This is a genomic window from Caulobacter sp. DWR3-1-2, assembly GCF_049896225.1.
Classification (GTDB): Bacteria; Pseudomonadota; Alphaproteobacteria; order Caulobacterales; family Caulobacteraceae; genus Caulobacter.
This window is the reverse complement of record NZ_JAFCTW010000002.1, coordinates 405,888-419,506: the sequence shown is the minus strand read 5'-3', so window position 1 is coordinate 419,506 and position 13,619 is coordinate 405,888. Positions and strand designations below refer to the sequence as shown.

The window sequence follows — 13,619 nt, the reverse complement described above, 5'->3', positions numbered from 1 at the left end:
CGGCTAGGCGGCGTTGGTCACGCCGCCCTGGGGCGCGGGTACGGCGACGCCGGCTTCGGAATATTCCTTCAGCTTGTTGCGCAAAGTGCGGATCGAGATGCCCAGTATGTTGGCCGCGTGCGTGCGATTGCCCATGCAGTGCTCCAGGGTGTCGATGATCAGGGTCTGCTCGACCTCGGCCACCGTCGAGCCGACGAAGGTGCGCGAGATGGCGTCGGCCGCCATCTGGGCGCCGCGGGCGACCAAGGTGTCGGGGGCCGGGGCCAGGGGCTGGCCATCGGGCAGGCGGATGGCGAATTCCTCGATCTCCGAGCCCGGCGACAGCAGCACCGCGCGGTGCATGGCGTTTTCCAGTTCCCGCACATTGCCCGGCCAGCGGTGGGCGATCAGCCGACGCTTGGCCTCGGCCGAGATCGGCTTTTCGGCGACGCCATTGGCGGCCGAATACTTCTTCACGAAGTGCTCGCACAGGGTGATGACGTCGCCCGGACGCTCGCGCAGCGGCGGCAGGCGCAGGTTCACGACGTTGAGGCGATAGAGCAGGTCCTCGCGGAACGAGCCGTCCTTCACCGCAGCCGTCAGGTCGCGGTTGGAGGTGGCCAGGATGCGGATATCGACCTTCACCGGCTTGGAGCCGCCGACCCGGTCGATCTCGCGCTCCTGAATGGCGCGCAGCAGCTTGGCCTGCAGGCGGGTGTCCATCTCGCTGATTTCATCGAGCAGCAGCGTGCCGCCATTGGCTTCCTCGAACTTGCCGATCCGCCGGGCCAGGGCGCCGGTGAAGGCCCCCTTCTCATGGCCGAACAGTTCGCTCTCCAGCAGGTTTTCGGGGATGGCGGCGCAGTTGACGCTGATGAACGGCGCCTTGGCCCGACGCGACTTGGCGTGGACATAGCGGGCCATGACCTCCTTGCCCGAGCCGCTTTCGCCGGTGATCAGGATCGAGGCTTCTGACGCCGCCACCTGGTCGGCCAGGCGGATGACGTCGCCCATGGCCGGATCGCGGACGATCATCGGACGGTTGTCGTCGGTGACGGCGGCTAGCACGGCGGCGATCAGCTCGGCGTCCGGCGGCAACGGGATGAACTCTTTCGCCCCGGCCTTGATCGCGGCGGCGGCCTTGACCGGATCGGCGTCGACCCCGCAGGCCACGACCGGCACCCGGATCCGCTCGGACTCGTTGGCGGCGATCATGCCGGCGATGTCGAGCGTGTAGTCGACCATCAGCAGATCGGCTCCCTGCCCGGCGCGCAGCGCATGCGTAGCCGCTTCCGTGGTCTCGACATGCGAGACCTTGGCCCCGGTGTTCATCGCCATCTTCACGGCGACCGAGAGCTGTCCGTTCAGTTTTCCGACGACCAGGAGGCGCATCGTTTTCTCTCCGTTGGGGCTTTGCCGCCCCTAACCCCGCTGAAGAAGGGGCAGTGCAACTGTTTAAGCGGTAGTCGACGTCGCTTGGCCTTAGCCGGCGGCGTCGCCGTCCTTGATGATTTCCGTCATGGTCACGCCCAGGCGCTCGTCGACGACGACGACCTCGCCGCGCGCCACCAGGCGGTTGTTCACATAGATGTCGATCGCCTCGCCGACCTTGCGATCGAGCTCCAGGATGCTACCGGCCGTCAGCTGCAGCAGCTGCGCCACCGACATGTGGGCCCGGCCCAGCACTGCGGAGATGTTGACGGGGACGTCGAACACCGGCGCCAGGTCCGCCGCGATCTTGTCGGACATCTCGACCGGCATTTCGGAGGCCAGCATGCTGCCGCCGAATTCGTCGAGGGTGAGATTGTCTTCGGACATCGGGGTCAGCTTTCGCTAGCGGGAAGCAGGGGTTCGGCGTGGAGACCCTCGGCCGCGATGGCGGCTTCGAGGGCCTTTGTGACGCGGGCGGCCGCGTCTGCGGGGTTGAACGCCGCGCGCCCGTCACCCCAGTCGAGGAGGAAGGCGGCGGGCGGGAAGTGGGCGTCGGCCCTCGCCAGGATCTGACCGGGATAGCCAATGGCGTGGGCCGTGGTCTCCAAGGCCGCCTGAGTGCGCTCGACCAGATTCGGGGCGACGCGGACAGTCAGTTTCGGACTGGCCTCGACCTCGCGGGCCAAGGCGACCAGGGCCGCCTGGGTTGGGGCCTGCGGGAACTGGTCCAGGGCTGCGTCGGCGATGGCCCGGCCGCAGGCCAGGGCCAGCATCGCCGAGCCTTCGCGGTGCTCGTGGGCCACGGCGGTCAGGGTGGAGAAGGCCTCGTGCACGACCTGACCAACCTGGGCCAGGGCGGCGGCGGCCTCGCGCTCAGCGCGGGCCACGGCCGACTGCTCGCCCTCGGCGAAGGCCTGGGCCTTGGCGGCTTCCAGCTCTTCCAGCGTGAAGTTCTTCTGCACGCGAACCGGCGCGCTCATGCCGCCGCGATCGTCGAACACGGTGTCGAAGGTGAAGCGCTTGTGGGGGATGTCGGTCATTCAGCCATCTCCCTAGTAGATCAGTTCGTCTTCGGCGCCGGCCCCGGCCAGCATGATCTCGCCCTTGGCGGCCAGGTCCTTGGCGACCTGCACCATGGCGACCTGGGCCTGGTCGACGTCCTTCAGACGCACGGGGCCCATGCTCTCCATGTCCTCGCGCATGATCTTCGAGGCGCGTTCCGACATGTTGGAGAAGAACATCTCGCGCAGCTTGTCCGAGGCGCCCTTCAGGGCCAGGGCCAGTTGTTCCTTGCCCGTGGCGCGCAACAGGGTCTGGACGCCGCCCGGGTCGAGCTTCGAAAGGTCCTCGAACACGAACATCAGGGCGCGGATGCGCTCGGCGGCCTCGCGGTTGCGCTCTTCCAGGGCCGCGATGAACCGCGCCTCGGTCTGGCGGTCGAAGTTGTTGAAGATCTCGGCCATCATCTCGTGGCTGTCGCGCTTGGAGGTGCGCGCCAGGTTCGACATGAATTCGGTGCGCAGGGTCTGCTCGATCTTGTCGAGGATCTCGCGCTGCACCGGCTCCATCCGCAGCATGCGGGTGACGCATTCCAGGGCGAAGTCCTCAGGCAGGGACGCCAGAACGCGCGCGGCGTGGTCGGACTTCACCTTCGACAGAACCACGGCGACGGTCTGCGGATATTCGTTCTTCAGATAGTTGGCGAGCACCGCCTCGTTCACATTGCCCAGCTTGTCCCACATGGTGCGACCCGCCGGACCGCGGATCTCCTCCATCAGCTGGTCGACCTTCTCCGGCGGCATGAAGGCCGACAGCAGGCGCTGGGTTTGTTCGTAGGAGCCCATGATCGCGCCGGTCGAGCTCATGCCCGAGACGAATTCAACCAGCAGCTCCTCGACGACCGACGCCGAGATCGAGCCCAGGCCGGCCATGGCCTGTGAGACTTCCTTGATTTCCTCGTCGTCCAGGGCTTCCCAGATCGCGGTGTGGTCCTCACCCAGGGCGAGCAGCACGATCGCGGCCTTCTCGGGCCCGGACAGCTTCTTGACGTCGGTGATCGCGCCCTTGGCCATTATTCGGACTCGTGCAGCCAGGTGCGCAGGATCGCGACGGACTCGTCAGGATGTTTTTCGACGAACTCCGACACCCGCTTGATCGACGAGGCCTTCACCTGGCCCTCGATCTTGGCGATGTCGATCCGGTTGTCCATGTCGCTGGCCGGACCGGCGATGGCGATCGCCTCGCCCGACTGGTCGATGACCACTTCCTGGGTCGAACCGTCAGAGAGGGTGACCATGCGGGTCACCTGCGGCCCGTTCAGGGCCATGCCCAGCGGGGTTGGCGGAGGACCCATCAGGCTCTTGAGGAACGGCCGGACCGCGAAGAGCAGGATCAGCAGCGCCACGACCGCTAGCACGCCGAGTTCGGCGATCCGCATGATGTCGTTCTTGTCAAAGCCCGCCATCAGGCCGGCCTTGCCCAGACCCTGGTCCTCGGGTTGCGGGAAGGCGACGTTGACCAGGGAGACCTGGTCGCCGCGCGCGGCGTCGTAACCGACCGCGGTCTTCACCATCTGGTCCAGCTTCGCCATTTCCTCGGCGCTGCGCGGGGTATAGGCGCCCAATTTGCCGTTCTTGCCCGCGGGGGCGGTCATTCCGTCAATGGCCACCGACACAGCCTGCTTGGTCACCTGACCCGGCTCCTGGACGGTGGTCTTGGTGGTTTCGCCGATCTCGTAGTTGGTGACGCTCTCGTTGCCGGCCGACTTGGAGCCCAGCGGCTGGAAGCCGTTCGGGGTCTGGCCGGGGATGTTCTGGGTCGAGGTGACGCCGCCGTTGTCGTCGTTCTTGTTCTCGCTGGCGCTGTTCTCGTTGGTGCTTTCCGAGCGGATGACCTGGCCGTCCGGGTCGAACTTGCGCTCCTGCATGGTGACCCGGCTCAGGTCCAGATCGGCGGTGACCTTGACGCGCGCCTTGCCCGGACCGAGCACGCCGTCGAGCATGTCCTGCACCGTCTTTGCGATGCGGGCCTCGGCCTCGCTCTTGGCGTCCTGGGCGGCCTTGCCAGCCAGGCTGTCGTTATTGCCGGCAGACAGGGTCTTGCCGTGCTGGTCCATCACGCCGACGGCTTCGGGCTTCATGCCCGAAACCGAACCGGCCACCAGGTTCTGGATGGCGCGGACCATGTCGGCCGAGGGCTCGCGGCCCATGCTGATGCTGACGGCGGCGGTCGGTTGAGCGGCGTCTTCCTCGAAGAGCTGGCGCTTGGGCATGACCAGGTGGACGCGGGCGGCGCGCACGCCGTCCCAGCCCTGGATCGTGCGTTCGAGCTCGCCCTGCAGGGCGCGCTGGCGGTTCAGCTGCTGGACGAAGTCGGTCTGGCCCAGGGCGCTGCCGGTGTCGAAGATTTCGTAACCGACCGACCCGGAGGTCACGAGCCCCTTGGTAAAGATCAGCTGGCGGGCGGCGTTGACCTTGTCGCGGGCGACATAGATCGTCGAGCCGTCGCTCTTGGTCTCGTACTTGATGCCGGCGGTGTCGAGCGCCTGGGTGGCGGCGGCTGATTCCTTGGGATCGACATTGGACAGCAGCAGCTCATTAGGCTGCTTGCTCATCATCAGCATTACGGCCGCGATCACGGCGATCGCGCCAGCGGCGACGCCGATCAGGGCGGCCAGACGGCCGACGCCAAATCTCTGAATCGCGCTCAGGAATCTATCCAACCTACGCCCTGCCCCGAAAGAGCGTCCCGATAGGACGCCAGCTGCGCACCGAAGCACGCCGTCGCTAGGCAGGATTTACCCAGTGCAAGGTAAACGGGTCGTTTACAAAGGGCCCTGGCAAGCGCCGCCACAGGCGCCAAAAGGTCGCGGCCGCGCCCCAGGGGACGCGGCCGTTGATCTATCTCATGGAAGGCTGACAAGAGCCGAAGCCCTTGCACGCCATGGCCGTCCAGTCCCGCGGCTAGAGCATTTCCCGACCTGACTGCGTCAGGCCGTGAGCTCTAATCTTCTGTTTCGACGCATTTTTCTTCACGCGAACCGGAACCACTTCGCTCGAAAAATGCTCTAGCGGTACTGCTGAAGCCGGGTCGTCCGAAGACCCGCCAGACCGTGCCGTTCGATCGATTGCTGCCAATTGAGGAACTCCTCATTAGTCAACTTGTACCGATCGCACGCCTCGTCGAGCGAGAGCAGACCACCGCGGACTGCGGCGACCACCTCGGCCTTGCGCCGGATCACCCAACGTTGGGTTTCCGGAGGCGGCAAGTCGGAGAGAGTTAGTGGCGCGCCGGTCGGACCGATCACGTACTTCTCACCCCGGCTGTTCGTGCGCTGCTGCTGCAACATGGCTTTACGCCTTTCCCACAACCATCACTGTTGGAGAGGAATATAGGCGCCGGGAAATAACATCGGCTTAATTCCAATAGTAAAGAAAGGCTGAAACATATGACTTTCTCCCTGCTCCAGTGATGTCTCAATTCGACACAGGCTAATTAAAGTCGGTTAAGACCTGTAATTACCGCTTAATGCTGAGAAGTTCTTCCAGCATCTGATCGGCTGTAGTGATGATCTTCGACGACGCCGAGTAGGCTCTTTGTGTCGTGATCAAGCCGGTGAACTCTGTCGACAGGTCGACGGTCGAGGCTTCGAGGGTGGACGGAGCAATCGAGCCCGCGCCGCCACCGCCCGGAGTCTTCAGGCTGTAGGTGCCGCTTTCGTTCGTGACGCGATACGCATTTCCGTTCACCCCCTTCAATCCGTTGGGGTTCGAGAAGGTCGCGATCGCCACCTGTGCGATCCGGCGGGTCACGCCGTTGTCGAAAATCGCCGAGACATAGCCTTTGTCGTCGACTTCGATATTGGTCAGATTGCCGAACGCGGTGCCGTTGGTATTCACCGACTGGACGACCGACTGGCTGTTGTACTGGGTCAGGCCACCGGCGGCGTTGGCCAGGTCGACCTGCAGGTTCTGGGCGTCGATGCCCAGGCCGTCGGCCCAGCGCGGCGTCGAGGTGGTCACTGTCGGGTCGGACGCGCCGATCGTGATCGCCGTCGGGGTGATGCCGCCGAACAGGTTGCCGACCGAGGCGAGCTTGCCGTCGGTGGTGAAGGTCACCTTGCCCGACGCGATCTGGCCATTGGCGTTGTTGTCCAGGTCGCCCGGCTTGGCGCGCAGTTCGGCGAACCATTCATTGGGGCCCGGACCCTTCAGCAGCGACAGGGTGATGGTGCGCTGGCCGCCCTTGGAGTCGGAGACCGGAATCTGAATCTCGAAGTCCGGCTTGACGCCCGTGGTGTTGTCCAGGGCGTAGTCCGACATCGAGCGGGTGGTCGGGTCATAGGCGCCGCTGGCGATGGCGTCGGCCTTGGTGTTCAGGCCCATCTGGGTCTGGGTGACGGTGACGCCGGGCGCGACAGTGATGTTGGGGGGCGTGCCCGGCAGGGTGGTCGACAACAGGTTGCCGGTGACGGGATCGAAGGTCGCCGTGCCGGTCGAAACCGCGACGCCGGCCTTGCGGATTTCGACGCTGTACTGGTTACCCGCGCCCGTGGGGCTGTAATAGATCGAGTAGTTGGCTGTGCCGCCGCCGCTATCGACCACAGCGGTCTTGGTGGCGGCCGCATTGGCTGCGGCGGACACTGGCTGCTCGGAGCGCAGGTTGGCGTTGACGCCAATACGGGTGGTTTTCTCGGCGGTGCCGCCGACCGTGCCCACATTGATCGACGACAGTTGCGTCAGGTCCGACGGATCGGGGGTGATCGTGCCGGTCACCGGATCGGCCAGCCAGCCTTGCAGATAGAGGCCGGCGTCGTTCTTCAGATAGCCCAGATTGTCCAGCTGAAACGAGCCGGCGCGGGTGAACGAGCGCGTATCGGTGGCGGTCAGGCCTTCCGGCTTTTCGGTGCCAACGAAGAAGCCCGAGCCGGCGATCGACAGGTCCAGGTTCGAGCTCGTCGACTGGGTCAGGCCTTGCTGGCTGACAAACTGGTGCGTCTGGGCCTTCACCCCGCCGGCGCTGTAGGTGGCGCTCTTGCTCTGCGCGGTGACCAACGTCGAGAAGTTCGCCGAACTGCGCTTGTAGCCAACCGTGTTGACGTTGGCGATGTTGTCCGAGATCGCGGCCAGGGCCGACGAGTTGGAGATCAGGCCCGAAACGCCCGAGAGCATGGCGCTGTTGATGCTCATGACTGTATTCCTGCGATGAGGGTCAATGGGTCGAGGGGTTCAGCGCGGTTTGCGTTTGGGCGCTCCGGGGAGGCCGCGACGGCGTCATTCTGACGCCCATTCATGGGTGGCGACGTGTCAGGTCGTGGCGGTGGCGACCGGGGCGTTGGTGACCCCGATCACGGAGTCCAGCGGCACCTTGGTGTCGCCGATCCAGACCATGTTGGTTCCGCTTTCGTTGGTGACCTTGGTGACGACGCCTTCGATACGGCCTTTGGCCGTTGTCGGGATGGCCGAGCCGGCTGCGTCGGTGGCCGTGACCTTGATGGTGTAGGCGCCGCCGTCCGGCTGCTTGACGCCATCGGCGCTCTTGCCGTCCCACTTGAAGGTGTGGTCGCCGCTGGCCATGTCGTCCGGCAGCACGGTGGCGATGACCTTGTCGAACTTGTCGAGGACCTCGATCTTTACGCCGGTGCCGCCGCGGCTCTGGGTGTAGCTCCAGCTGGCCTCGCCGCCCTTGAGCACCGACTTGGCGGTCTCGGCGGTGACCTGCTTGCCCATCAGGTTGACGCCTTCGCTGATGCCACCCCCGGAATTCATGCCAACCAGGGCGGTCAACAACTCGTTGGTCACCAACTGCTGTTCGACGCCGGTCATCTGGGTGATCTGGCTGGTCATCTGGGCCGTGTCGGTCGGCGCCAGCGGATCCTGGTTCTTCAGCTGGGTGGTCAACAGCTTCAGGAAGGTTTGCTGGTTGCTGGCGAGCGACGTCCGCGACGTGTTGATCTTGTCGGTGGCGGTGTTGCTGGTGGTGTTGGTAGCGGCGACGGCCATGGCGGTCTCTCCTAGATTTTCACGTCGACGCCGCTGCGCTCGGCGACGCGCAGGCCGGGCAACAGGGCGGACGGAGATATGGTGGGCAGGTCTTCGCCAAGCGCCGATTGGAAGGCGCGGCCGTTGAAGGCCTGACGGCCGTTCTCGCCGCCCTGGAAGTTGAAGAAGGCGTTCTGGTTCTGGCCGCCGTGCTGGCTCGACGTGTCGAAGCTCAGGGCGGTGTCGGCGACGATGAAGCCGGCTTGGGCCAGGGCCTGGCGCAACTCTCCCGACTTGCCGCGCATGTCGGCGGCGGCTTGCGGGTTGTCGAAGTTCAGGGCGGCGGTCAGCTTGCCGTCCTTGGCGATCTCGATGCGCACATCGACGCGACCCAGGCCTTCCGGCTGCAGCACGACGTCGAAGCGGCTGGTCTTGCCCAGCTGGGCCTTGCCGGTGATCTCGGTCGTCAGGTGACTGACCGTCTCCGGCGTCACGGCGGCCTTGGCCAGCGTCGCGGCGATCGGGGCGGGCGCCGGCGCTGCGGTGGTGCCTGGCGCGACGAAGGTCGGGGCCGAAGCGTCGGGCGCCGCGGCCGGCGCGGCCTCGGCCAGGGCCGCGCCCTGGGCGCCGCTCTTGTCCTTGCCAGTGTCGGCGTCGCCTTGACCGGTTGTGGCGGCGTGGGCCGATTGGACCGCTTCGGCCAAGGTCGCCTCGACCGCGTCCTGCAAGGCGCCGGCGACGGTGTTGGTCGCGGCGGCGGCGGGCGCCTTCTCTTCGACCGCCTTGACGATCTTGCCGCTGATCGAGGCGATCTCTGGAGCGATGACCTGGCGCGCCGCAGCCTGCGCGGCCTGCGCGGCGGCGGGCGGCGGCGGGATGGTGCCGGTGGGCGGGGCGAGGGCGGCGAGGGCGGCCTCGACGGTGTCGCTGACCGGTGTGGAGGCCGGGGGCGCGGCCGTCGCGGCGGCGCTGGCGGTCTTCGCCGCCGGGCCGGGGGTCGTCGCCTGGGCGACAGCAGCGGCGGCCAGGTCGATCGCCGAGGCGGCCGGCGTTTCCGGCAGGTCCGCAGCCGGCGCGGTCTCGGCCGGCGTGGCCAGGGCGGCGGAGACCGCGACCGGGGTCGTCGGCGCGGCGTCCGTGGCCAAGGTGAGGGCGTCGGCGGCGGTGGCGGCCTGGGCGGCGGCGGCGAGCGGGTTAAGCGCCGGGACCTGGGCGACCTGCATGGCGGCGATCAGGGCCGCGGCGGCCTGGGCGGCGGCGGCGGCTTGCCCGGCGGTGGCGTCGGCGACCCGGGCGTCCTTGACCCCGTCGGCGTCCGTCGTGTCGGCGGTCTGGTCCTGGCTGTCGGCAAGCTTGCCGTCGGCGTTGTCCTTGGAAGACGTCTTGAGCGTGTCGAGCTTGCCCGAGGTCTTGTCGGCCGTCTTGGTGTCGGCCGTCCTGGTGTCGGGCGTCTTGCTTGACGCCTTGGCGTCGTTGGCGCGGTCGGAAGCCTTGTTGGCGACCTTTTCGGCCAACTTGGCGTCGGCGGCGCGATCAGCGGCCCGGTCGGCGGCGGCCTTGCTGTCCTGCAGCTTGGTGTCTCGCGGAGCGGCCTTGTCATTGGCGGCTGTCGCGCTTCCGGCTTGGGCCAGCAGCGCGCCGAAGCCTTCGGCCGTATCCTTGTCCTGCGTCCCGACGACGGGCGCCGGGATCGAGGCAACGGGAGTGGGAGCAGCGATCGCGTTCATGCGGCGGATGAAGTCCACGGTGAATGGCGGTTCCGAAAGGGACGCCTTGATCCGTTTCTCCAACAGCAACGGTCGGGCCAACTCGCCAAAATCATGCAACCTGTTGGTTTTACTCGCTTTAATGAATCGTTTACCACTTCAGATAGACCGACCACGGCGCTTTTTGCCGGGCCAAACACGCTGAAAGGGGCGTGGCTTGCCGCGTCGCCCTGCCGCCCCCGCAGTTGGCGCCCTCCTTGCGGATAGGGTCGTGTCGCTCACGCTGCGTCAGGAACGGAACGCCATGAAATTCAATGGCTTGCACATGATCGAAGGGGTCGCCCCCCGCCACGCCCGGCAGTTTTCGCCGGGCAAGGCCGCGTCATGCCGTTCGTGGTTTGCCGAGTGGGCTGGAGAATAGCCGATGTCGTTGAACACCATCCTTAATATCGCGACCTCGGGCATGATGGCGGCCCAGACGGGCCTGCGCGTCACGTCCGACAACGTCGCCAACATCAATACGCCGGGCTATGTCCGCAAGACGATCGCCCAGTCGAACCTGGTATCGAACGGCATGGGCGTGGGCGTCAATGTTGACGCCATCAAGCGCGCCACCGACAAGTTCATGGCCGCCGCCAGCCTGAACGGGGCGTCCGGCGCCGGCAAGGCCAACGCCATCGCTACCGCCATGGACAACGCCCAGAAGTTGTTTGGCGACCCCAGCGCCGCCAGCAACTACTTCTCGACGCTCGACGACGTCTATACGGCCTTCTCGGCTGCGGTCGCCGAGCCGTCCTCGACCCTGCTGCGCAGCACCGCCACGACCCAGCTCGACAATTTCCTCAGCGAGAGCAAGCGCATCACCGCGTCGCTGTCGGGCCAGATCACCGACACCGACAACCGCCTGGGCGCCGACGTCGATCGGGTCAATGACCTGCTCAAGCAGATCGACTCCCTCAACGTCGATATCACCCGCGCCAAGATGGCCGGCGCCGACGGCACCGGCTCGGAGAATATCCAGAGCGGCCTGATCGACGAGCTCTCAACCTATATGGACGTGCAGGTCAGCGACCGGGCCAATGGCGGCGTCATCGTCCGCTCGGCTGAAGGCGTCAGCCTGGCCGACAACGGCCCGGCGACCGTGACCTACAATCAATCGGGCCCGGCCAACGGCTATCTGACCGTGACCACCGCCAACAGCGGTGGACAGACCCTGCCGCTGTATGTCGCCAACGGCGAGATCCAGGGATTGCTGGAGCTGCGCAACAAGGAACTACCAAACCTTTCGGACCAACTGGGCGAATTCGTCAGCCGGGCGGCCGAGGAATTGAACCGCGCCTCCAACGCCTCCAGCTCGGTCCCCGCCCCGGCCACCATGACCGGCAAGAACACCGGCCTGGATCCGGCCACCGCCTTCAAGAACTTCACCGGCAAGACCACCATCGCCGTGACCAACGCTGCGGGCGCGATCGTCCAGCGCGTCGATGTGGATTTCACCGCCGGGACGATGACGGTCAACGGCGCGGCCGGGCCGGCCTTCACCAACGCCAACTTCACCACTCAACTGAATACCGCCCTGGGCGGCACGGCCACGGCCTCCTTCGCCAATGGGTCGCTGAGCCTCAACACCACGCTCTCGACCAACGGCATCGCCATCGCCGACGACGCCACCACCCCTTCGACCAAGGCCGGCAAGGGCTTCAGCCAGTTCTTTGGCCTCAATGACGTGGTCCGCAACAGCGGCTACTCGCCCTACGAGACAGGCATGGTCGCCAGCGACCAGAGCGGCTTCGCGCCTGGCCAGACCATCACGCTTCGGATGACCGACACCGACGGCAGCCGTATCCGCGACGTGCAGGTGACCATCCCCACGGGGACGGGCACGATGCAGGAGACGATCGACGCGCTGAACTCGCGCAACAACGGCATTGGCCTCTATGGCGCCTTCGCCCTCGGCGCGAAGGGCGAGCTGAGCTTCACCTCCAACACCGCCTCGCCCGTCAGCCTGTCGGTCGTGGAAGACACCACCCAGCGCGGCGTCTCGGGTCCTTCGCTCAGCCAGCTGTTCGGCGTGGGCCTGAGCGAGCGCAGCACGCGGGGCGGCCTGTACAAGGTCGATCCGGCGATGAAGTCCGACCCGTCCAGGCTGCCGTTCGCCAAACTCAACCTGACCGTGGCGGGCGGCGCGCCTGCCCTGGCGGTCGGCGATGGCCGCGGAGCCCTGGCCCTGGCCAAGGCCGGCGACAGCCTCGCCAGCTTCGCCCAGGCCGGCGACGCGGCGGGGTCGAAGAAGAGCGTCCTGACCTACGCTGCCGATTTCAGCGGCTCGATCGCTCGCAAGTCGGCCGCCGCGATCAGCCGCAAGGAAGCCGCCGAGTCCGTCCAGACCGAGGTCAACGCCCAGCGCCAGTCGCAGGAGGGCGTCAATCTCGACGAGGAGCTCGTCAATCTCACCACCTTTCAGCAGGCGTTCAACGCCTCCGCCCGCCTGATCCAGGCGACCAAGGACATGTACGATGTCCTTGTCGGCATCGTTTGAGGTTAAGCCATGACCCGCGTCTCCACCTCCGGCAATTTCGGCGTGATGACCAGCAACCTGATGCGCGCGCAGGTTCTGCAGAACATCGCCGGCGAGCAGGTTTCCAGCCAGAAGAACGCCACCGACCTCAAGGGCTACGCCAAGAACGCGGAGGTGCTGACCGCCATGCGCTCGGCCCAAGCCAAGGTCGCCGGCTTCCTGGAGCAGTCCACCCAGGTCGCCAATCGCCTGGACATGCAGGACACCTCGATCGGCCAGATCTCGGACGGCATGCAGAGCGCGCGGGACTCGATCGCCAACGCCGTCGCCGCCGGCAGCGCCGAAACCATGATGCAGGCCTTGAGCGGCGCGTTTGGCGATGTGATCCAGGGGCTGAACGCCAAGTCCAACGGCCGCTACCTGTTCTCGGGCGCCAAGTCCGACACCCAAGCGACCACGGCCACCAGCATGCCCGACCTGACCGCCGCGGCCAGCACCGCCTCGCTGTTTCAGAACGACCAATACATCACCAGCAACCGCATCGACGACACCACCTCGGTCGACACCGGCGTGTTGGCCGACAAGCTGGGCACCGGCGTGTTCAACGCCTTCAAGCAGGTCCAGGCCTATGTCGACGTCAACGGCCCGTTCACCGGCAAGCTGACCCAGGCCCAGTCCACCTTCCTGTCCGGCCTGCTGCCCACCTTCGACGGCGTAAAGACCACCCTGACGACCGACCAGGCCAAGAATGGCCTCAACCAGGCGCGCTTCGACACCGCCAAGACCGACCTTTCCAATCGGGCCGACACCTTGAAGACCATGGTCGGCGGCATCACCGACGTCGACATGGCCGAGGCCATCACCCGCCTGGAATCCGCCAAGCTGGCCGTCCAGGCCTCGGCCCAGGTGTTCGCGTCCTTGCAGAACTCGTCGCTGCTGAACGTGCTGAAGTAGTCAAAGGCGCAGGACGCCCCCTCCGTCCTGCATCGCGGCCACCTCACCCGC

General features: G+C 66.3%; 12 protein-coding genes. 3 read left to right on the top strand and 9 right to left on the bottom strand.

Translation table 11 applies throughout. The features are described from left to right. Positions 1 to 3: 3 nt before the first annotated feature. The 9 genes from ACP696_RS04350 to ACP696_RS04310 form a co-directional block, all read right to left on the bottom strand. Positions 4 to 1,371 carry a sigma-54 interaction domain-containing protein gene (locus ACP696_RS04350; RefSeq protein WP_426013183.1) on the bottom strand — a complete coding sequence of 456 codons (1,368 nt, stop codon included), beginning with the start codon at positions 1,369 to 1,371 and terminating at the stop codon, positions 4 to 6. Positions 1,372 to 1,461: 90 nt separating this feature from the next. Further along, positions 1,462 to 1,797, bottom strand: a complete 336-nt coding sequence (gene fliN, locus ACP696_RS04345) for a flagellar motor switch protein FliN (RefSeq protein ID WP_426013181.1) — start codon at positions 1,795 to 1,797, stop codon at positions 1,462 to 1,464. A 5-nt stretch (positions 1,798 to 1,802) separates the two neighbouring features. Further along, positions 1,803 to 2,450: a flagellar assembly protein FliH gene (locus ACP696_RS04340; RefSeq protein ID WP_426013179.1), complete on the bottom strand. Its 648-nt coding sequence runs from the start codon at positions 2,448 to 2,450 to the stop codon at positions 1,803 to 1,805. 12 nt (positions 2,451 to 2,462) lie between these two features. Next, a complete protein-coding gene (fliG, locus tag ACP696_RS04335) occupies positions 2,463 to 3,482 on the bottom strand; it encodes a flagellar motor switch protein FliG (RefSeq protein WP_426013177.1) in 1,020 nt (339 codons plus the stop codon). Then, on the bottom strand, positions 3,482 to 5,131 hold the full coding sequence (fliF, locus tag ACP696_RS04330) for a flagellar basal-body MS-ring/collar protein FliF (protein WP_426013175.1): 1,650 nt from the start codon (positions 5,129 to 5,131) through the stop codon (positions 3,482 to 3,484). The genes fliG and fliF overlap by 1 nt, the downstream gene beginning before the upstream one ends. 345 nt (positions 5,132 to 5,476) lie before the next feature. Beyond that, on the bottom strand, positions 5,477 to 5,758 hold the full coding sequence (locus tag ACP696_RS04325) for a DUF1153 domain-containing protein (RefSeq protein WP_426013173.1): 282 nt from the start codon (positions 5,756 to 5,758) through the stop codon (positions 5,477 to 5,479). A 169-nt stretch (positions 5,759 to 5,927) separates the two neighbouring features. Continuing rightward, positions 5,928 to 7,598 (bottom strand): flagellar hook protein FlgE, encoded by a 1,671-nt coding sequence (flgE, locus tag ACP696_RS04320; RefSeq protein ID WP_426013171.1) that lies wholly within the window; start codon positions 7,596 to 7,598, stop codon positions 5,928 to 5,930. A 117-nt stretch (positions 7,599 to 7,715) separates the two neighbouring features. Then, on the bottom strand, positions 7,716 to 8,411 hold the full coding sequence (locus ACP696_RS04315; protein WP_426013169.1) for a flagellar hook assembly protein FlgD: 696 nt from the start codon (positions 8,409 to 8,411) through the stop codon (positions 7,716 to 7,718). Between the two features lie 11 nt (positions 8,412 to 8,422). Beyond that, positions 8,423 to 10,117: a flagellar hook-length control protein FliK gene (locus tag ACP696_RS04310; protein ID WP_426013168.1), complete on the bottom strand. Its 1,695-nt coding sequence runs from the start codon at positions 10,115 to 10,117 to the stop codon at positions 8,423 to 8,425. Positions 10,118 to 10,367: 250 nt separating this feature from the next. On the opposite strand from ACP696_RS04310, the gene ACP696_RS04305 reads away from it, so the two are divergent. The 3 genes from ACP696_RS04305 to ACP696_RS04295 are packed head-to-tail and all read left to right on the top strand — an operon-like array spanning position 10,368 to position 13,568. Beyond that, positions 10,368 to 10,517, top strand: coding sequence for a hypothetical protein (locus ACP696_RS04305; protein WP_426013166.1), 150 nt, complete (start codon positions 10,368 to 10,370; stop codon positions 10,515 to 10,517). Between the two features lie 3 nt (positions 10,518 to 10,520). Beyond that, positions 10,521 to 12,635 (top strand): flagellar hook-associated protein FlgK, encoded by a 2,115-nt coding sequence (gene flgK / locus ACP696_RS04300; protein WP_426032015.1) that lies wholly within the window; start codon positions 10,521 to 10,523, stop codon positions 12,633 to 12,635. 9 nt (positions 12,636 to 12,644) lie between these two features. Beyond that, positions 12,645 to 13,568 carry a flagellin gene (locus ACP696_RS04295; RefSeq protein WP_426013162.1) on the top strand — a complete coding sequence of 308 codons (924 nt, stop codon included), beginning with the start codon at positions 12,645 to 12,647 and terminating at the stop codon, positions 13,566 to 13,568. Positions 13,569 to 13,619 lie beyond the last annotated feature (51 nt).

Bases quoted from the DNA above. Each gene is read 5' to 3' on its own strand.
- ACP696_RS04350 (WP_426013183.1), bottom strand. From the start codon at position 1,371: ATGCGCCTCCTGGTCGTCGGAAAACTGAACGGACAGCTCTCGGTCGCC.
- fliN (WP_426013181.1), bottom strand. From the start codon at position 1,797: ATGTCCGAAGACAATCTCACCCTCGACGAATTCGGCGGCAGCATGCTG.
- ACP696_RS04340 (WP_426013179.1), bottom strand. From the start codon at position 2,450: ATGACCGACATCCCCCACAAGCGCTTCACCTTCGACACCGTGTTCGAC.
- fliG (WP_426013177.1), bottom strand. From the start codon at position 3,482: ATGGCCAAGGGCGCGATCACCGACGTCAAGAAGCTGTCCGGGCCCGAG.
- ACP696_RS04325 (WP_426013173.1), bottom strand. From the start codon at position 5,758: ATGTTGCAGCAGCAGCGCACGAACAGCCGGGGTGAGAAGTACGTGATC.
- flgE (WP_426013171.1), bottom strand. From the start codon at position 7,598: ATGAGCATCAACAGCGCCATGCTCTCGGGCGTTTCGGGCCTGATCTCC.
- ACP696_RS04315 (WP_426013169.1), bottom strand. From the start codon at position 8,411: ATGGCCGTCGCCGCTACCAACACCACCAGCAACACCGCCACCGACAAG.
- ACP696_RS04310 (WP_426013168.1), bottom strand. From the start codon at position 10,117: ATGAACGCGATCGCTGCTCCCACTCCCGTTGCCTCGATCCCGGCGCCC.
- flgK (WP_426032015.1), top strand. From the start codon at position 10,521: ATGTCGTTGAACACCATCCTTAATATCGCGACCTCGGGCATGATGGCG.
- ACP696_RS04295 (WP_426013162.1), top strand. From the start codon at position 12,645: ATGACCCGCGTCTCCACCTCCGGCAATTTCGGCGTGATGACCAGCAAC.